Consider the following 17,865-nt stretch of genomic DNA (forward strand, 5'->3'; position numbering starts at 1 on the left):
GGAGAACTCGACCATGAAATTCGCCCGTACTCCCCTTCTGCTGGCAGCCCTGCTCGCCGTTGCAACGCTGGGCGGCTGCGCCCAGCAGCCCAAATCGCTGTACTACTGGGATGGCTATCAGCAGCAGGTTTATCAGCGCTTCGAGAACACCACCGGCCCCGAAGAGCAGATTGCCGCCCTTGAAGCCAGCGTGCAGAAAGCCCGCGCGGCGGATCGCACTCTGCCGCCAGGCTTCCATGCCCATCTAGGCATGCTGTACGCGGAGATTGGCAAGCCCGATCAGGTGCGCCAGCAATTCGAAACCGAGAAGGCCCTGTTCCCCGAGTCCGCTCAGTACATGGACTTCCTGATGCGCAATATGGCCAAGTGACCGACATGCCTCTACTGACCTCTCTCAAAACACTCGCGGCCCTGGCCGCCATCGCCCTGCTGGCCGGTTGTGCCACCCAGCAGCCCTACGACTACAGCGCCTTCAAGGAAAGCAGCCCGGCCTCCATTCTGGTGCTGCCACCGATCAACAAATCCCCGGACATCAAGGCCACCTTCAGCATGTATTCGCTGATCACCGCGCCCCTGAGCGAGGCCGGCTACTACGTGCTTCCGGTGGCAGTGGTCAACGAGACCTTCAAGCAGAACGGCATGCTCAACGCCGAGGAAATCCGCGAAGTCCCGCCGCAGAAGCTCTACGAGATCTTCGGTGCCGACACCGTGCTGTACATCGACGTGACCGAGTACGGCAGCAGCTACAAGGTGATCAGCAGCGAGGTAGCGGTGGCCGCCAGTGCCACGCTGGTCGACCTGCGCACCGGCAAGGAACTGTGGAAAGGCATCGCCCGGGCCAGCAGCGCCGAACAGCAGCAGAACAGCGGCGGCGGCCTGGCCGGCATCCTGATCACCGCGCTGGTCAATCAGGTGATGAACACGCTGAACGATCGCGGCCACGAGATCGCCGGCATCACCAGTGCCCGCCTGCTGAGCAGCAACCCGGTCAACGGCATTCTGCCCGGCCCGCGCGCGCGGCCCGTCAGCGCTCGCTGACGCCCGCCAGACGAGCCCGGATCACCGGGCTCGTTTCCTTCTACTCCTTGCCAACCCCATGCTCGCGCAACTTGTTGGCGATGGTGGTGTGGGACACGCCCAGCCGCTTGCCGAGCAAGCGGCTACTGGGAAATTCCCCGTGCAGGCGCTCCAATACGGCCTTCTCGAAACGCCCGACGATGGCGTCCAGCCCGCCTTCCAGCGAGAAGTCGCCCAGCGGCTGCACCGCACCGTAGCCCGGCAGGCGAATGTGCTCGGGCTTCACCACTGCGCCGTCGCACAGCGACACCGCCTGGAACAGCACGTTCTCCAGCTGCCGCACGTTGCCCGGCCAATGGTAACGGCCCAGCTTGTCCAGCGCGGCGGGCGCCAGACCCGGTAGCGGGCAGCCGATCTGTCGGCTGGCGCGGTCGAGAAAATGCTCGGCCAGCGGCTGCAGGCCATCCAGGCATTCACGCAGCGGCGGGATGTGCAGGCTCAGCACGTTGAGCCGGTGGTACAGGTCTTCGCGAAACTCGCCACGGGCGCACAGCTCGGAGAGGTCGAGCTGGGTGGCGCAGGTCACCCGCACATCCAGGTACACCTCCTCGTCACTGCCGACGCGGCGGAAGCAGCCGTCCTGCAGAAAGCGCAGCAGCTTGGCCTGCAGGCGCGGGCTCATCTCGCCGACACCATCGAGAAACAGGGTGCCACCCGCCGTCAGTTCCAGCAGGCCCAGCTTGCCTTCGGCGCGAGCCCCCTCGAAGGCGCCTGGGCCATAGCCGAACAGTTCGGTCTCCGCCATCGACTCCGGCAGGCCGGCACAGTTGAGTGCCATGAACGGCGACTGGCCCCGCGGACTGGCCAGGTGGCAGGCGCGGGCCAGCAGTTCCTTGCCGGTGCCGGTTTCGCCCTCGATCAACAGCGGTGCATCCAGCGGCGCCATGCGCCGCGCCTCACGCACCACGGCCGCCATCACTCGGGAACTCTGGAAGATGCTGTCGAAACCACGCAGTTCCTGCTTGCGCACCTGGTAAATGCGCTCGCCGACACGGTCGGCACGGTGCAGGGTCAGCACCGCACCGGCCATGGCCTCGCTGTCGTCGTGCTCGCTTTGCAGCGGTGCGATATCGGCGAGAAACACGTCGCCACAGACCTTCACCCGCAGGCCATTGATGCGCGAGCGATTGGCGCGGACCAGCTCCGGCAGATCGAAATCCTCGACGTAGCGCGACAGCGCGATGCCCGGTACTTCGTCCACCCGTACCCCAAGCAGACCGGCAGCGGCCCGGTTGGCGGCGACGATACTGCCACCCATGTCGATGGACAGCACCGGGAATTCCAGCGCACCGAGCAAGGCGTTGAGCTCCAGATGGCGACGCTCACTGGGCATCAGGCCCACGCGCTTGACGCCGAACACGCCGGTGATGGCTTCGAACTTGGCGCGCAGCGCCTGGAACTGCAGATTGATCAGGTTGGGGCAATGCAGGTAAATGGCGTTGCCCTGCTCGCCGCCGACCTCGCCGCGTGCGACGTTGATGCCATAGTCGACCAGCAGTTCGAGGATATCGCGCAGGATGCCAACACGGTTCTGGCAGTGGATCTTGATACGCATGACGGCCGCTCTTGTTATTTTCGTCAAGGTTTCTTGCCAGTCTAGTGGATGCGACCTGGCTCAGGACAAGGTTTCGCACAAGACGTAATCCTTTCTTTACGAAAAGCCCGCCCAAGACGCTGGAACGGATCGCGCATGCGCTCCCCGATATCTCCAGCCTGGGCCATGCTGCAGGCCATGGAAAGGGTTGGCGACGCCAGCTGCAGCGGCCTTGATGCGTCGCGTACCCGCCCCCTCGATAGCCCGTAAACCGAGCCGTGACAGACCAGGGAGATCGCCCGATGAAAGCCAGCCAGTACGTCGCCAGGCAGCCTGACGCGAGCGGCTTTATCCACTATGACGAGGTCGAGCATCGCACCTGGCAGACGCTGATCGAGCGCCAGCTCGCGGTGATCGAGTCACGGGCCTGCCAACCCTATCTCGATGGCCTGGACGAGCTCGCCCTGCCCCGTGACCGGATTCCCCAGTTGCCGGACATCAACCGCGTGCTGCGCGCCGCCACCGGCTGGCAAGTCGCGCAGGTACCGGCGCTGATTCCCTTTCAACGCTTCTTCGAACTGCTCGCCAATCGGCAGTTTCCGGTGGCCACCTTCATCCGCAGCGAAGCGGAGCTGGATTACCTGCAGGAGCCGGACATCTTCCACGAGATATTCGGTCACTGCCCGTTGCTTACCAACCCCTGGTTCGCCGGGTTCACCCACACCTACGGCCGCCTGGGTCTGGCCGCCACGCCTCAGGAGCGGGTGTTTCTCGCTCGCCTGTACTGGATGACCATCGAGTTCGGGCTGGTAGATACCCCGGCGGGCAAGCGCATCTACGGCGGCGGAATTCTCTCCTCACCCAAGGAAGCGCTGTACTGTCTGTCCGCAGAGCCCGAACACCTGCCCTTCGATCCTGTCGAAACCATGCGTACGCCCTACCGTATCGACATCCTGCAGCCGCTGTATTTCGTGCTGCCGGATCTGCAACGGCTGTACGCCCTGGCCCAGGAAGACATCATGGGCCACGTTCAGGAGGCGATGCGCCTGGGCCTGCACGAGCCGAAGTTTCCGCCCAGGGCGGCTTGATGGAACAGATAAAAATCTGGATCGTAGGAGCCCGCTTGCGGGCGATGATTGGCGGTAGAGCGATCGCCCGCAAGCGGGCTCCTACACGATGTTCAATTCGCATAGTCCTGACCACTTACCAGCGGAGCCATCTATGACTGATCTCACCAAAGCCACCTGCGAGGCCTGCAACGCCGACGCCCCCAAAGTCAGCGAAACCGAGCTGGCGGAGCTGCTGCGGCAGATTCCCGACTGGAACATCGAGGTTCGCGACGGCGTGATGCAGCTCGAAAGGGCCTACGCTTTTCGCACCTTCAAACATGCGCTGGCCTTCACCAACGCGGTGGGCGAGATCGCCGAAACGGAGAACCATCACCCCGCCCTGCTCACCGAATGGGGCAAGGTCACGGTGACCTGGTGGAGCCACTCGATCAAGGGCCTGCATCGCAACGATTTCATCATGGCGGCACGCACCGACGAGTTGGCCAAGGGTGCCGATGGGCGCAAATGATCTGCCCCGTAAACGGGAAAAAGTCGCTCCTTAGCGCACTGCGCTGGTGCCTTTCACTCCCGGAAAAAACGCAAAGACCGTTCGTCGGCAAAAATTAATCTTAATTATCAAGAACCTAGACAACCATCGCAAAGATCACTGGCGCGCTTCCTGCTTGCCATCATCGGCATAGTCCCCTAGGGTTGTTCGCCATGTGGTCCTTGATTGCCCCTATCAGCTCGTTGCTGGGTGGGGTCGCGTTACTCCTCCTCGGCAACGGTCTGCTCAACACTCTACTGACCCTGCGTGGCGTCGCCGAAGGCTACTCCACCGGGATGCTCGGACTGATCATGTCCGGGTACTTCGTCGGTTTTCTTCTCGGCACCTGGCTGGCTATTCCGCTGGTTCGTCGCGTTGGGCATATTCGTGCGTTCTCCTTTTGCGCCGCCCTCGCCGCGATCACCGCGCTGCTCCATGTGCTGATCGTCGACCCCTGGGTCTGGCTGGGCTTGCGGGTGCTCTATGGCCTGGCGCTGGTCAGCCTGTATATGGTCATCGAGAGCTGGCTCAACGCTCAGGTCCCCAACGACAAACGCGGACAGATGTTCGCGGTGTACATGGCGGTGAATCTGGGTGCTCTGGCTGCCGCGCAGCAATTGCTGAACCTGGCAGACCCTGGCGAATTCCTGCTCTTCGCCCTGGCGGCGATGCTGATCAGTGCGGCACTGATGCCCATCACCCTGACCCGCCAGCCGCAGCCGAGCGTGCCGGATACCCTGCATACCAACCTGCGCGCCATCGCCGGCATCGCGCCACTGTCGATTGCTGCAGCGGGCTTGTCTGGCCTGGCACTCGGTGCGTTCTGGGGCATGGCGCCGGTGTATGCCAGCCTCAATGGCTTCGATGCCGCCGGAGTCGGCCTGATGATGAGCGCGACCATTCTCGGCGGCGCTCTGCTGCAGTGGCCGATCGGGCGCTTTTCCGACACCCATGATCGACGCTGGGTGCTGTTCTGGGTGGTCAGCGCTGCGGTGCTCGTCGCCCTGTTGATGAGCCTGCTGCCGGCCGGCCGGCCGCTGCTGGCCCTGATGTTCCTGTTTGGCGGACTGTCGTTCGCCATCTATCCCGTCGCCGTGGCGCAGCTCATCGACCAGTTGCACAGCGACGAGATCCTTGCCGGCTCCAGCAGCCTGCTGATGGTCAATGGCATCGGCTCCGTCTGCGGGCCGCTGCTCGCCGGGCTACTGATGCAGTACACCGGCGCCGCCGCCCTGCCGCTGTACTTCGCGGCCACCCTGGGATTGCTGGCGGCCTACACCTTCTATCGTCTGCGTCACGTCAGCGATCTGGTCTCGGGTGAACAGGCGCACTTCGTGCCGATGCTACGCACCAGTCATACCGTGCTGGAACTGATGCCCGACGCGCCGCCCTCGGACGATGAAAACGACACGGACAACGATAACCAGGGTGACGAGCGGGAGCCCGTCACCGCCTCATCGTAGGCACGACGCCTACAGAACAGAGGTGCCTAAAGGCACCCGCTTTGCTCGTCGGCTGATGTCGGCGCGTCACTGCACCACTCATGGACAGGGAGACAGCGCATGCTACTTGCAACCGATCTTGATGGAACCTTTCTCGCTGGCGATCCCGAGGATCGTCTCAGCCTTTACCAGACCATCGCCGCCCACCCGGAAATTCAGCTGGCCTACGTCACCGGCCGAAGCCTCGAAGCGGTATTGCCGCTGCTGGCCGACCCGACCTTGCCACAACCGGACTTCATCATCGCCGACGTCGGCGCCACCTTCGTGCATGGCGACACCCTGCAACCGATCCAACTGCTGCAGAGCCAGGTCGATGCTCGCTGGCCGGGTGAAAGCCAGGTAGCCCAGGCCGTGGAAGGCTTCGGCCTGGAGCGCCAGGACGTCCCCCAGGCGCGCCGTTGCTCCTATTTCTGCACGCCCGAACAGGCTGCCGACCCGGTCCTGGCCCAGGTCGCAGAAACGCTAGGTTGCGATCTGCTCTACTCCGCGGATCGCTACCTCGACTTTCTGCCCAAGGGCATCAACAAGGGCGCCAGCCTCAAGGCGTTGGTCGACTGGCTGGGAATCGACGCCGGTCAGGTGCTGGCCTGTGGCGATACCCTCAATGACCTGAACATGCTCGACGGCACCTACAAGGGCGTCTGCGTTGGCGAGTCCGAGCCGAACCTGATCAAGGCGACCGAGCACCAGTCGTGGATCCTGCAGGCCGATCGCCCTGGCTGCGGCGGTATCTTGCAGGCCTTCGTGCATTTCGGCTTTCTCGGTGAACATGGCATAGCCGCGGAGAAGCGCACGGCAACCAAGCCGGGCCGTGCCGAGCTGGTGATGGTCTATCACCGCCTGCCCTACGAAGAACACCGCGTGGACGGCAAAGTGCAGCGCCGTCGCCCAACCTCGCCCAACGGCATCATTCCGACCCTGATGAGTTTCTTCGGTGATTCGCGCCCTGGCTCATGGGTCGCCTGGGCGGTCGACGAGAAAGGCGACGAGCCATTCGAAACCCATACCACCGTGGATGCCGAGCGCTACCCGAAACTCACCGCCGCGCGGGTGGCACTGAGCAAGGAAGAAGTCGACATCTTCTACAAGCGCTTCTCCAAGGAAGCCTTCTGGCCGACCCTGCACACCTTCTGGGAGCGCGCACGCTTCGACGAGGATGACTGGCAGGTGTTTCTCAAGGTCAACCGTGCCTTCGCCGAGCGCACCGCCAAGGAAGCCGCGGAAGGCGCCATCGTCTGGCTGCACGACTACAACCTGTGGATGGTGCCGGGCTACCTGCGCGAACTGCGCCCGGACCTGCGCATCGCTTTCTTTCACCACACCTACTTCCCATCGGCCGACGTATTCAACGTACTGCCGTGGCGCCGGCAGATCATCGGCAGCCTTCTGCAATGCGACTACATCGGTTTCCATATCCCGCGTCAGGTGGAGAACTTCGTCGACGTGGCCCGTGGCGTCACGCCGCTGCAAACCGTCAGTCGACAGAACTGCGCACCGCGTTTCGTCACCTATGGCTGCGCCGTGGGCCTGGAGCGCATGACCACCGCCGTGGACACCGGCAGCCGCGTGGTCAAGCTTGGTGCCCATCCGGTTGGCCTCGATATCGACCGCGTGCGCAACGCCCTTGCCCAGGACAAGACCCGCGAGCAGATGAGCCAACTGCGTGACGAGCTGCGCGGTATCAGGCTGATTCTCTCGGTGGAACGCCTTGACTACACCAAGGGCATCCTCGAAAAACTTCAGGCTTACGAGCGCCTGCTGGCCGACAACCCGGAGCTGCACAAGAAAATCACCCTGGTCAGCATCTGCGTGCCGGCGGCCCGCGAAATGACCATCTACGACGAGCTGCAATCGCAGATCGAACAAGCCGTGGGGCGCATCAACGGTCGCTTCGCCCGCATTGGCTGGACGCCCGTGCAGTTCTTCTTCCGCAGCTTTCCGTTCGACGAAGTGGTGGCCTGGTACGCCATGGCCGATGTCATGTGGATCACGCCGCTGCGCGACGGCCTCAACCTGGTGGCCAAGGAGTTCGTCGCCACCCAGGGCCTGCTCGAAGGCCAGGGCGTGCTGGCGCTTTCGGAATTCGCGGGTGCTGCAGCGGAGCTCAAGGGCGCGCTGCTGACCAACCCCCACGATACCGCCGACCTGGCGCACACCTGCTACCTGGCGTTGAACATGCCCAAGTCCGAAGCCCGTGCACGGATGCGCGAGCTGTTCGATATCGTCAACTACAACGATATTCGCCGCTGGGGTGACGAGTTCCTCGCCGGCGTCGCCGAGCCGGAGGAAGAGACGGTGCTGAAGCTGGCGGCCGGCTGAGCCAAGTTAATAGATCTGTGGGAGCGGGCCATGCCCGCGACAGCTTCGTGGGCATGGACTGAGCGTCCCCGCCCGCACCCACAAGTGGTGTTCTACCCTGCTCCGCGGTCTGCAACTGATATGCTGCGCGTCATTGCAAGTACGAGACGCGCAGCATGAAAGACATCCTGATCATCGGCATCGGTGCCGGTGACCCTGACTACCTCACCACGCAAGCGATCAAGGCGCTCAATCGCGCCGACGTGTTCTTCATCCTCGACAAGGGTGAAGCCAAGGACAAACTGATCGCCCTGCGCCGCTTGATCCTCGATCGCTATATCGAGCCTGGTCGCAATTATCGAATCCTCGAAGCGACCAATCCGGAACGCGAACGCGATGTAGCCAACTATGAAGCCAGCATCGACAGTCTCAATCGTGACAAGCAGGCCGTGTTCGAGCAATTGCTCGAGCAGTTGCAGGAGGGCGAAACCGGTGCCTTTCTAGTCTGGGGCGACCCGTCACTGTACGACAGCACCATTCGCATTCTCGACGGCGTTATCGCCAGTGGCATGCCGCTCGACTATGAGGTGATTCCCGGTATCACCAGCGTCCAGGCGCTTACCGCGCGCCACCGCATTGCGCTGAACCAGATCGGCCGTGCCGTGCAGATCACCACCGGCCGCCGCCTGCGCGAAGGCTGGCCAGAGGGCGTGGACAGCGTGGTGGTGATGCTCGATGCGCAGGACAGCTATCGCCATGTGGTGGGCGAAGATCTGCATATCTACTGGGGCGCCTACGTCGGCACGCCGGACGAGATTCTTATCTCAGGAAAGCTGGCCGAAGTGGCCGAGCAAATCGTCACGACCCGCGCTGCCGCACGCCAGGCCAATGGCTGGATCATGGACAGCTACTTACTGCGCCGCGGCGGGCGCGAGGCCTGAGCCAGACTCACGGACTCCGACCGCGGCCCATTCATGACCTGCCGTGCATTACCTGAGCGTTCGACTGCAAGCGCCTGACGATTCATTGTGGGAACGGGCCATGCCCGTGATCTTTCGCGGGCATGGCCCGCTCCCACAGGCAGTGGCCTTACGATCGCTTACGTCACATAGCGGGCCCGTGACTCGAGCTAACGGAACGTAATGTCGCCTCAGCAGCGGCCGCGAAACAGCGCCTGATGCTCGCGGCACTGCTCGGCCGACAGCATGAACACGCCGTGGCCACCGCGGGCGAAATCCAACCAGGCGAAATCCACTTCGGGATACAACGCCTCGACGTGCACTTGGCTGTTGCCCACCTCGACGATCAGCAGACCCTTGTCGGTCAGGTGATCGGCCGCTTCGGCCAGCATGCGGCGCACCAGATCCAGCCCATCATCGCCGCAGGCCAGGCCCATTTCCGGCTCGTGCTGATACTCGGCGGGCATGTCGGCGAAATCTTCGGCATCCACATAGGGCGGGTTGGAAACGATCAGATCGAAGCGCTGCCCTGGCAGACCAGCGAAACCGTCACCCTGCACGGTATACACCCGCTCATCGAGGCCATGGCGCTCGATATTGCGGTTGGCCACCTCCAATGCCTCGTAGGACAGGTCACCGAGCACCACTTCGGCGTCGAGGAATTCATAAGCACAAGCAATGCCGATGCAGCCCGAACCGGTGCACAGGTCGAGAATCCGCGCCGGCTCTGCGGACAGCCAGGGGCTGAAACGCTGCTCGATCAGCTCGGCGATCGGCGAGCGCGGCACCAGCACACGCTCGTCGACGATGAAAGGCAAACCGCAGAACCACGCCTCGCCGAGCAGGTAGGCGGTGGGAACACGGTCAGCGATGCGGCGCTGCAGCAAGGCGTGCAGATGTTGCTGCTCGTCTTCTTCAAGGCGGCAATCGAGATAGCTGTCGGCGATTTCCCAGGGCAGATGCAGGGCGCCGAGCACCAGTTGCCGTGCCTCGTCCCAGGCGTTGTCGGTGCCATGGCCGAAGAACAGCTCCTCTGCCTGAAAGCGGCTCACGGCCCAGCGGATGTAATCGCGCAAGGTGCGCAGGCGGGTGTTCAGGGCTGGGCGGGCATCGGTCACAACTTGGCTCCGGGCAAAAGGCGTTAGTTTAGCAGGCCTACCCCGGCAATCCAGCGCTGCCAGCCACCTGTTGGGTGGGCCGGCGGCTAACGGAGCCCGGGAGCTGAAACGATTCACTTGGGCTACCGAGACCGCTACGCTGCAATACAACCAACAGAGAGGTTCACAGCAGCGTCATAGAGGCGGACAATATGCACCGTTAACCGCGCCAGCAAGGAGTCGTACATGTCGTCCCACCCGCAAACGTTCTATCAGCTCACTGGTCGTGGCCACGCGCCTGCCAACCTGAGCAATGCGACTCTGCTGGTCATCGATGCCCAGGAAGAATATCGCAGTGGTGTGGTGCAGTTGCCTGGCCTGGATGCAGCCCTGGCGGAAATCGCCAAGCTGCTGGATGCCGTTCGCGCCCAGGGTGGCGCCATCGTTCACGTCAAGCACCTGGGGATCCCTGGCGGCCTGCTCGACCCCCGCGGCCCACGTGGCGAGCACCTCCCGGAAGTGGCACCACTGCCGGGCGAAATCGTCGTCGAGAAACGCATGCCGAACGCCTTTTCCGGTACCGACCTGCACGAGAAGCTGCAGTCTCTGGGGCACCTCGACCTGATCGTCTGCGGGTTCATGACTCACTCCAGTATCAGCACCACCATTCGCGCTACCAAGGATTACGGCTATCGCTGTACCGTGGTCGACGCCGCCTGTGCCACCCGCGATCTGCCAACGCCGGATGGCAACGTGATCAGCGCCGCCGAGATGCACCGCTTCGAGATGATCGCCCTGGCAGACAACTTCGCGGCCTGGGTTCCGGACGCCAGCGCGCTGCTGTAACTCCGCTGCCAATGCGGCGCCAGGCGCCGCATTGGTTTGAACCCGCTTCGTTCCTGCCAGTCATAGCGAAAAGATCCTTCGAGGAAGTGTCGCCCCATGAAGCAATCAGACGGTTTCGATGCCCGACGCCTACGCCCGAGAGGATCGGGCCACTGGCGACTGCGCGTTGCCGCCGCCCTGGCGGCGCTTTTCGCGACATTCGGTATTCTGCTGGCCATGGCGGGTACTGCAACGTTATTGGGCAGACCACCTGCACTTGGCAATCTGAACGATTCCACCAGCGATGCGGGCGTTCTGCTGATGCTTGGTCTGGTACTGCTTTGCGGGGGCGTGGTGGGCTGGCGCAAATGCCGACGTCGCATGCGCCAGCGCAGGGCCGACCTGGCCATGTCTCCGCACCTGATGAAGAAACGCGACTGACCCGCCCTTCTCCGCTTGGTAAACTTGTCGCCCCCTGCGGAGGCTCCAATGCAAGACGATGACCTTTCCCTGTTCAAGGCACAGCTGCAAGGCGTGAAGCCGATCAAGCATGATCGTGCCGACACCGGCAAGCCGAAGAGCGACCGTGCTCGCCTGGCTACCCTGCGCCAGGCTGCCACATTGCGCACCGACACCATCAAGGTCGACGGCCTCTCCGATCAGTTCGTCATCGACGTCGGCGCCGAAGACGCCCTGTATTGGGTCGGCAATGGCGTGCAGGACGGCCAGATGCGCAAGCTCAAGCTCGGCCAGATCCCCTTCGACGGCAGCCTCGACCTGCACGGCATGAACGTGGAAAAGGCCCGCGACACCCTCTGGGAGTTCCTCGCCGAGGCCACCAGGCTGGAAGTTCGCTGCGTGCGCGTGACACACGGCAAGGCGGTACGCACCGACGGCCGCAAACCGATGATCAAGAGCCACGTGAACACCTGGCTGCGCCAGCACCCGCAGGTGCTTGGCTTTACCTCATGCGTCGCCAAACACGGCGGCACCGGTGCGGTTTACGTGATACTCAAACGCACCATGATGGACGGCCGCGACGAGTGATCCGCCGCGCTCGGCAGCCCGACGCGCACTCCCCTTGAATCACAGATGTAAAAAACCCGGCTCGAAGGCCGGGTTTTCAACACACAGCTAACCTGACGATCAGACCGGCGCCTTGGCGCGGGACTTGTATTCGCCGGTGCGGGTGTCGATCTCGATCCAGTCACCGATTTCGCAGAAATCAGCCACTTTCACTTCGGTACCGTTGTTCAGTTTGGCAGGCTTCATCACCTTGCCGGAGGTGTCGCCACGGGCGGAACCTTCGGTGTAGGCCAACTGACGCACGATGGTGGTCGGCAGGTCGACGGAGATGACCTTGCCTTCGAAGAACACGGCTTCACAGACGTCGTTCATGCCTTCTTCGATGAATGGCAGAACGCTTTCCAGATCTTCGGCGCGCAGCTCGTAGGAGTTGTATTCCGGATCCATGAAAACGTAGTCGTCGCCACTGATGTAGGACAGGTTCACTTCCTTGCGCTCAAGGATGACCGGTTCCATCTTGTCGTCGGCTTTGTAGACGGTTTCAGTCTTCGAGCCGTTCATCAGGTTCTTCAGCTTCATCTTCACGATGGCGCTGTTACGACCGGACTTGGTGAACTCGGCCTTTTGGATCAGCCATGGCTGGCCATCGATCAGGGCCACGCTGTTAGGCTTCATTTCTTGTGCGGTTTTCATACGAATATCCGGATCTGAATGGATTTACAAAATTCGAGGCCGCGTATCATAGCCAATTTCGGTAAAACTGCACCAGCGCTGCGGCAAGATCTGCACGTACCGCCTGGCGCTTCGCCCAGGCCTGGGCATGGGCAGTCAGCTCATCGCGGCACTGCAGCCATGCGCTCCAGCCCTGCGCCATGGGCTCGCTGCCATTCCAGGCGCGCCACAGGCCCTGCAGCGCCGCGCTGGCCTCGGCTGAAAGGTCTTGGCAGTACAACGTCATGAACGCCTCCAGTTTGTCCCAGTGCGCGCCCTCCTGCTGGGGGTAGATGTGCCAGACCAGCGGCCGCCCGGCCCACTGCGCGCGCACGAAGGAATCCTCGCCGCGCACCAGATTCAGGTCGCAGCACCAGAGCAGCGCGTCGTACTGATCCTGCTGCATGAAGGGCAGCACCTGCACGCTCAGTACTCCCCGCTCGGCCAGCGTGCCTGCTTCGATGGGCTGACCCAGCCAGTGCTGCAGGTCAACGAGAATCCGCCCCTCGGGCACCAGCAAATGGCTGGGCGAGGCATCGCTCGCCAGGGCATCCAGCCAGCCGGATAGTGCAGCGTTTTCGTAGGCGAACAGGGAGATCAGACGCGCACCAGCAGCGGGTCGCACGCCCATCGACTCGAGCAGACGCTGACGGGCGTCAGCGTCCTCCTGCAGCGCGTCACGGGCGCCCAGCAGATCGCCTTCACGCAGCAACCCACCGGTGCCCGCGGTGAAACCGGGGAAGAAGAAGAATTTCTGCAAGCCATTGCCTTGCATCGAAGGCAGCCCGTGGCAACCCTCGACCCAGTTTTCGGCGCTCAGGTATTCCAGGTTCAGCCAGAGGATGGCAGTGGGGCTTGCCGCCATCGCCGCGACGTAATCGGCCGGCAACTCGCAGGCGAACGCCTCGATCACCACATCGGCTGGCTCGATCGACTGCCAGGCCAGCGCCCAGTGACATACCTCGACGCCACTCAGGCGCTGCACCGCCAACTCGGCATCCGCCTCTGGGCAGATCCGCGTCAGCGCCACCAGATCATCGACCCACAGACGTACCTCGGCGCCGTGCTCGGCCACCAGTTGCCGCGCCAGTCGCCAGGTCACGCCGATATCGCCATAGTTATCGACGACGCGGCAGAAAATGTCCCACTTCATCGCAGCACTTCCTTCATTGGGCCTCGATCATTTCAGGCCTGAAGCCCACCACCGCTGCGTACCTGATCGCCCTGGGATGGATCGCCCACGGGCTCGGCGACCTCGACACCGGGTACCACGTCGGAGAGATCCTCCATGCGCTCGTGTTCGAGCGCGCCCTGCACCAGGTCTTCGGTCACCCGCAGCTCGGCCCCCACCATCGAGGCAGGGGTCGCCGGCTCGAATGGTGCCACAGGCTGTGGCGCCGGACGCAATTTGCGACGCCAGAAGAACAGCACCACCAGGCAACCATTGAGCAGGCTGAATGCCATGAACAGCCCGGCATCGCCATCACGCTCCATCAGGGGTGAAATCATTAGCGGGCTGATCGCCGAACCGAGCGAGTTGATCAACAGCAAGCCCTGGACCATGCGCACCAGAGCACCGGCAGGTGCCCGATCCGCTGCGTGGCTGACCGCCACCGGATAGACGGCGAACACCCCACCGCCGAGCAGGAAGAGCAGAACCATCAGCAACAGCGGCGAGGATGGCAACACCATGATGGCCACGGAGATCGCCAGGCAGAAGATGCTCAACGCGATCAGCACCACCTGACGATCGTACTGGTCCGACCAGCGCCCCACCGGGTACTGCAGCAGCATGGCGCCGAGAATCACGCTGGCCATCATCTGGCCGACTTCGCTGACGCTCATGCCCACGCGTTGCAGATACAGCGGCAGCAGTGAATACACGGCGGCGATGGCGATACCCGAGCCGAAGCAGCCGATCACCCCGGTCGGTGTCATGCGGATCAGTTGCTGCGGCAACAGCGGCTCGACCTTCTCGACCAGCGGGGTCACCCGAGGAATGATGCCCATCGGCAACACCGACAACGAGGCCAGCAACCCCGCCACCATAAAGGGAGCGGTCTCCCCCCAGGCGTCGATGGCACCGAGCTGCAACTGCCCGAGCATGCCCGAGCCGTACAACGCCATCATGTACAACGCCAGCAGGCGGCCGCGCACCTTCTGATCGCCAGCCAGAAGCATCCAGCTCTCCACCACCAGAAATACGCCGAGAATCGACCAACCGGCGATCAGCCGGAAGACGAACCAGGCCCAGGGATCGAAGAACAAACCCTGCAGAAGCACGCTGACTGCGGTCAGCGACGCGAAGCTGCTGTAGGCACGGATATGACCGATGCGCAGGATCAAACGGTCGTTGAACAGCGCGCCCAGGGTCAGGCCGATGAAGTACGACGCGGACACGATGCCGATCACCGTCGCCGACACCCCGGCCGCATCCAGACGCAGCGTGGTCAGTGAGGAAATGAAGCCATTACCGATACTGATGATGAATAAACCGAGCAAGGGCCCCAGCGCCATGCCAAGCAGTTGCGACATAAAAACCTCAGAAACGATGATAGGAGTCCGCCCCCGCCATGGGCAGGTGACTGAAACTGGAAGTGCCGTGCCGTTGCACAGGCAGCAATCGAAACCTGAAGCGCAGAGGCGCAGACTCTCGCCTGCGAGCTGTGCTCGGCTGAGTGCTGGATGCTCGGAGAGGGTTGGCGCCGCAGAAAGCCGGACACCAGAAGCCCGAAGCCAGCGAAAACCGGTCGGTTTTCGGCTTTTTTGGTGTTGTTCGAAAGTGGCTGTGAAGACGGGACTCGTACGCCGCCCCGCTCTTTCAGCTTGCCACAGGCCGCATCATGGCAGGGCGCGGACGATACAGCAGCGCCCTGAAACGGACAAGATCGTCCTGGCCATTGGCGTATTTCTCTTTACCCAGTCGCCCGCGCAGTTACCAACGGTCGGCTGTATGAAAGCCCAGCTACCCAGACTAGCCACGTTAGTAGTAGCTTATTGCCATAACACCAGCCAAGGAACGGCCATGCTTCGGCTATTGCTCGCTTCATCCCGCCTGCTCACACCCGCCATCGACGCACACGGCAAAGGCTGCCGCAGCAGCAGACCATGCGCCACCCCTGCATTTCCTGGAACAAAACTTGCTGCATCCGGGAAGGCATTAGCTTTAGCAGCTATTCTCCGAGAAGCAGCACGACTGAGCTCGCTCCAATTCTGCGGCTAACCGCTCGTCGCAGCTAACCATGGCTGTTGCCTGCGTACGAGCTCGCGAGGGTCGATACACGCCAATCTATTTGAAGCGCCAGCAATCCTGCTCTAGCCTGAGTGCTCAAACATCAACGTAAGGATGCGGATCATGATGTATCACACGATCAAACACGGCATTTTCGCAGACGAATTCGCCCGGGTTCTGCGCCTAGCCATGAACAAGAATGACGACGTGCTGGTGGCGGTTCCTGGCAACATCGATAACCTCACCGTGCCCATTGCAAGACTGCTTGGTGCGGCGCTTGCCAAACGGCTGCTCGAAGAGCGTGAAGTGACGGTGACCACACCTGGCGCGCCGGAAAAAACCCTCTATCTCGCTTCGATCAACGGCTGCACCTCTTTCAAAAAGGGTTCAGTCGTATTGCCCTGGACTCCGCTCGATACGGTTTCCAAGGCAGCGGCAAAGCATTCTTCATCGGACACGTTCTTCATCGCCAATGACGGCCCGGGCACGCCTTACCGCGAGCCAGGCAAAGACGAACTGACGCGCTACCAGAAGAGCTACCCCAGGTCGAAAGTGGTATGAGCCTTAGGAAGCTGAAGAAAACGCCAAGGAGCCTTTTGCTGCAGCTTGCAGGGCAGGACTGCAGCCTTGCTGGACGAGTGCGGCCTCTTCCACCCTCCAGCACCGACTTACGAAAAGCTCGCAGAGGACCTGAACGGCGCGTGCTCGCGGCGCAGTAACGTCCAGCACCGCCTCGCCTACTAGGTGCCGCAGGACGAGCACGTGATCAAGGTGCGTTCGACACTGCTTTGACGGCTACCTGACCCGGAATGCAAAAAGCCCCGAAAACGGTGACGTTTTCAGGGCTTCAGGTATTGCGAAAGTGGCGGTGAAGAAGAGATTCGAACTCTTGATACGATTTCTCGTATACACACTTTCCAGGCGTGCTCCTTCAACCGCTCGGACACTTCACCGGATCTCGCCAGACATGCTGTCTGTCGAGGCGCACTAATGTAATCGAAGGTTTTCCCAAAGGCAAACTTTTTTCAGCAGATTCATGCATTTAAGCCATGACCCAGGATAAACGGCATGCTGCTAGAGCGCGCAAGACCGACTCAAGGCGGGCGTGCCGACTGCAGTCGGGCACATGAGGGAGTGACGGCAGTGCAGATCCGCGCGATCCATCATCGGCGCCACGCTGGGACGGGGCCCTGCATTCGCCAAGGCTGAAGCCTGACTCTACGGTCACCCTTCGTGCTTTACCTGACCTCGTCCGATGGGTAACGTCAGCCGCATATCCAGAACAAGGAGTCGACCATGAGCGACCTGATCAGCTACCAACTCGATGACGGCATCGCCACCCTGACCCTGAACAACGGCAAGGTGAATGCCATTTCCCCTGCGGTGATCGAGGCGTTCAATGAGGCCCTGGATCGCGCTACCCAGGACAAGGCCATCGTGATCCTGACCGGACAGCCGGGGATTCTCTCCGGCGGTTATGACCTCAAGGTGATGACCTCCGGCCCGCAGAATGCCATCGACCTGGTAGCCGCGGGTTCGACCCTGGCGCGGCGCATGCTCGCTCACCCCTACCCGATCATCGTCGCCTGCCCGGGCCATGCGGTGGCCAAGGGTGCGTTCCTGCTGCTCTCCAGCGATTACCGCATCGGTGTCGAGGGGTCCTTCAGCATTGGCCTCAATGAAGTGCAGATCGGCATGACCATGCACCACGTGGGCATCGAACTGGCCCGCGACCGCCTGCGCAAGTCGGCCTTTCACCGCTCGGTGATCAATGGCGAGATGTTCGACCCGCAGAGCGCAGTAGATGCGGGCTTCCTCGACAAGGTGGTACCGGCTGACCAACTGGTGGTCACTGCACTGGCCGTCGCTGCGCAGTTCAAGAAGATCAACATGAATGCCCACCGCAAGACCAAGCTCAAGGTCCGTGCTGCGCTGCTGGAAACCCTCGCCCAGTCCATCGAACTGGACAAGCAGCACGCCCTGTAAGGTTTCAGGCATGCTTTCGCCC

At 62.3% G+C, this 17,865-nt stretch carries 17 protein-coding genes and 1 tRNA gene; 12 read left to right on the plus strand and 6 right to left on the minus strand.

The genetic code is table 11. The features are described 5' to 3' along the window. Positions 1 to 13 precede the first annotated feature (13 nt). Together QRN22_RS11465 and QRN22_RS11470 are read left to right on the plus strand one after the other, a co-directional pair. Positions 14 to 370 (plus strand): DUF4810 domain-containing protein, encoded by a 357-nt coding sequence (locus tag QRN22_RS11465; RefSeq protein WP_042556112.1) that lies wholly within the window; start codon positions 14 to 16, stop codon positions 368 to 370. A 5-nt stretch (positions 371 to 375) separates the two neighbouring features. Continuing rightward, positions 376 to 1,038, plus strand: a complete 663-nt coding sequence (locus QRN22_RS11470) for a DUF799 domain-containing protein (RefSeq protein ID WP_042556113.1) — start codon at positions 376 to 378, stop codon at positions 1,036 to 1,038. 40 nt (positions 1,039 to 1,078) lie between these two features. Here the strand turns inward: QRN22_RS11470 and QRN22_RS11475 are convergent, their stop codons facing one another. Beyond that, on the minus strand, positions 1,079 to 2,632 hold the full coding sequence (locus QRN22_RS11475) for a sigma-54-dependent phenylalanine hydroxylase transcriptional regulator PhhR (RefSeq protein ID WP_042556114.1): 1,554 nt from the start codon (positions 2,630 to 2,632) through the stop codon (positions 1,079 to 1,081). Between the two features lie 281 nt (positions 2,633 to 2,913). Between QRN22_RS11475 and phhA the strand changes: the two genes are divergently transcribed. The 5 genes from phhA to cobF all read left to right on the plus strand — a co-directional run bounded on the left by phhA (position 2,914) and on the right by cobF (position 8,948). Further along, positions 2,914 to 3,699: a phenylalanine 4-monooxygenase gene (gene phhA, locus QRN22_RS11480; protein ID WP_042556115.1), complete on the plus strand. Its 786-nt coding sequence runs from the start codon at positions 2,914 to 2,916 to the stop codon at positions 3,697 to 3,699. 133 nt (positions 3,700 to 3,832) lie between these two features. Continuing rightward, positions 3,833 to 4,189: a 4a-hydroxytetrahydrobiopterin dehydratase gene (locus QRN22_RS11485; RefSeq protein ID WP_042556116.1), complete on the plus strand. Its 357-nt coding sequence runs from the start codon at positions 3,833 to 3,835 to the stop codon at positions 4,187 to 4,189. A gap of 191 nt (positions 4,190 to 4,380) precedes the next feature. Next, positions 4,381 to 5,670, plus strand: a complete 1,290-nt coding sequence (locus tag QRN22_RS11490; protein WP_042556117.1) for an MFS transporter — start codon at positions 4,381 to 4,383, stop codon at positions 5,668 to 5,670. 99 nt (positions 5,671 to 5,769) lie between these two features. After that, positions 5,770 to 8,028: a glucosylglycerol-phosphate synthase gene (gene ggpS / locus QRN22_RS11495; protein WP_042556118.1), complete on the plus strand. Its 2,259-nt coding sequence runs from the start codon at positions 5,770 to 5,772 to the stop codon at positions 8,026 to 8,028. A 155-nt stretch (positions 8,029 to 8,183) separates the two neighbouring features. Then, positions 8,184 to 8,948 carry a precorrin-6A synthase (deacetylating) gene (cobF, locus tag QRN22_RS11500; RefSeq protein ID WP_042556119.1) on the plus strand — a complete coding sequence of 255 codons (765 nt, stop codon included), beginning with the start codon at positions 8,184 to 8,186 and terminating at the stop codon, positions 8,946 to 8,948. Between the two features lie 209 nt (positions 8,949 to 9,157). Here the strand turns inward: cobF and prmB are convergent, their stop codons facing one another. After that, positions 9,158 to 10,063, minus strand: coding sequence for a 50S ribosomal protein L3 N(5)-glutamine methyltransferase (gene prmB / locus QRN22_RS11505; protein WP_042556133.1), 906 nt, complete (start codon positions 10,061 to 10,063; stop codon positions 9,158 to 9,160). Between the two features lie 246 nt (positions 10,064 to 10,309). Between prmB and QRN22_RS11510 the strand changes: the two genes are divergently transcribed. The 3 genes from QRN22_RS11510 (at position 10,310) to QRN22_RS11520 (ending at position 11,935) form a co-directional block, all read left to right on the plus strand. Then, positions 10,310 to 10,909, plus strand: coding sequence for a cysteine hydrolase family protein (locus QRN22_RS11510; RefSeq protein WP_042556120.1), 600 nt, complete (start codon positions 10,310 to 10,312; stop codon positions 10,907 to 10,909). A gap of 96 nt (positions 10,910 to 11,005) precedes the next feature. Further along, positions 11,006 to 11,329, plus strand: coding sequence for a hypothetical protein (locus tag QRN22_RS11515; RefSeq protein ID WP_042556121.1), 324 nt, complete (start codon positions 11,006 to 11,008; stop codon positions 11,327 to 11,329). A 48-nt stretch (positions 11,330 to 11,377) separates the two neighbouring features. After that, positions 11,378 to 11,935, plus strand: a complete 558-nt coding sequence (locus QRN22_RS11520; RefSeq protein ID WP_042556122.1) for a Smr/MutS family protein — start codon at positions 11,378 to 11,380, stop codon at positions 11,933 to 11,935. A 99-nt stretch (positions 11,936 to 12,034) separates the two neighbouring features. Here the strand turns inward: QRN22_RS11520 and efp are convergent, their stop codons facing one another. From efp to QRN22_RS11535, 3 genes are read right to left on the minus strand one after another with little or no spacing between them, the layout of a single operon-like run. Further along, complete coding sequence (efp, locus tag QRN22_RS11525; protein ID WP_042556123.1) at positions 12,035 to 12,607, minus strand: elongation factor P; 573 nt, start codon at positions 12,605 to 12,607, stop codon at positions 12,035 to 12,037. Positions 12,608 to 12,653: 46 nt separating this feature from the next. Further along, positions 12,654 to 13,778: an elongation factor P maturation arginine rhamnosyltransferase EarP gene (gene earP, locus QRN22_RS11530; protein WP_042556124.1), complete on the minus strand. Its 1,125-nt coding sequence runs from the start codon at positions 13,776 to 13,778 to the stop codon at positions 12,654 to 12,656. Positions 13,779 to 13,810: 32 nt separating this feature from the next. Continuing rightward, positions 13,811 to 15,160, minus strand: a complete 1,350-nt coding sequence (locus tag QRN22_RS11535) for an MFS transporter (protein WP_042556125.1) — start codon at positions 15,158 to 15,160, stop codon at positions 13,811 to 13,813. Between the two features lie 820 nt (positions 15,161 to 15,980). On the opposite strand from QRN22_RS11535, the gene QRN22_RS11540 reads away from it, so the two are divergent. Further along, positions 15,981 to 16,418, plus strand: coding sequence for a hypothetical protein (locus QRN22_RS11540; RefSeq protein ID WP_042556126.1), 438 nt, complete (start codon positions 15,981 to 15,983; stop codon positions 16,416 to 16,418). 302 nt (positions 16,419 to 16,720) lie between these two features. Here QRN22_RS11540 and QRN22_RS11550 read toward each other — a convergent pair. Then, a tRNA-Ser gene (locus QRN22_RS11550) sits at positions 16,721 to 16,810 on the minus strand. Between the two features lie 343 nt (positions 16,811 to 17,153). Here QRN22_RS11550 and QRN22_RS11555 point away from each other — a divergent pair. Next, positions 17,154 to 17,843 carry a crotonase/enoyl-CoA hydratase family protein gene (locus QRN22_RS11555; protein ID WP_042556127.1) on the plus strand — a complete coding sequence of 230 codons (690 nt, stop codon included), beginning with the start codon at positions 17,154 to 17,156 and terminating at the stop codon, positions 17,841 to 17,843. Positions 17,844 to 17,865: the final 22 nt, after the last annotated feature.

Origin of the sequence: Pseudomonas sp. MEJ086, assembly GCF_030209025.1 — a bacterium.
In the GTDB taxonomy this organism is placed as follows: Bacteria; Pseudomonadota; Gammaproteobacteria; order Pseudomonadales; family Pseudomonadaceae; genus Aquipseudomonas; species Aquipseudomonas fulva_A.

Coding starts and splice junctions, on each gene's coding strand:
- QRN22_RS11485 (WP_042556116.1), top strand. CDS start 3,833: ATGACTGATCTCACCAAAGCCACCTGCGAGGCCTGCAACGCCGACGCC.
- phhA (WP_042556115.1), top strand. CDS start 2,914: ATGAAAGCCAGCCAGTACGTCGCCAGGCAGCCTGACGCGAGCGGCTTT.
- QRN22_RS11520 (WP_042556122.1), top strand. CDS start 11,378: ATGCAAGACGATGACCTTTCCCTGTTCAAGGCACAGCTGCAAGGCGTG.
- ggpS (WP_042556118.1), top strand. CDS start 5,770: ATGCTACTTGCAACCGATCTTGATGGAACCTTTCTCGCTGGCGATCCC.
- QRN22_RS11470 (WP_042556113.1), top strand. CDS start 376: ATGCCTCTACTGACCTCTCTCAAAACACTCGCGGCCCTGGCCGCCATC.
- QRN22_RS11515 (WP_042556121.1), top strand. CDS start 11,006: ATGAAGCAATCAGACGGTTTCGATGCCCGACGCCTACGCCCGAGAGGA.
- QRN22_RS11510 (WP_042556120.1), top strand. CDS start 10,310: ATGTCGTCCCACCCGCAAACGTTCTATCAGCTCACTGGTCGTGGCCAC.
- QRN22_RS11555 (WP_042556127.1), top strand. CDS start 17,154: ATGAGCGACCTGATCAGCTACCAACTCGATGACGGCATCGCCACCCTG.
- efp (WP_042556123.1), bottom strand. CDS start 12,607: ATGAAAACCGCACAAGAAATGAAGCCTAACAGCGTGGCCCTGATCGAT.
- QRN22_RS11540 (WP_042556126.1), top strand. CDS start 15,981: ATGATGTATCACACGATCAAACACGGCATTTTCGCAGACGAATTCGCC.
- earP (WP_042556124.1), bottom strand. CDS start 13,778: ATGAAGTGGGACATTTTCTGCCGCGTCGTCGATAACTATGGCGATATC.
- QRN22_RS11465 (WP_042556112.1), top strand. CDS start 14: ATGAAATTCGCCCGTACTCCCCTTCTGCTGGCAGCCCTGCTCGCCGTT.
- QRN22_RS11475 (WP_042556114.1), bottom strand. CDS start 2,632: ATGCGTATCAAGATCCACTGCCAGAACCGTGTTGGCATCCTGCGCGAT.
- QRN22_RS11490 (WP_042556117.1), top strand. CDS start 4,381: ATGTGGTCCTTGATTGCCCCTATCAGCTCGTTGCTGGGTGGGGTCGCG.
- cobF (WP_042556119.1), top strand. CDS start 8,184: ATGAAAGACATCCTGATCATCGGCATCGGTGCCGGTGACCCTGACTAC.
- QRN22_RS11535 (WP_042556125.1), bottom strand. CDS start 15,160: ATGTCGCAACTGCTTGGCATGGCGCTGGGGCCCTTGCTCGGTTTATTC.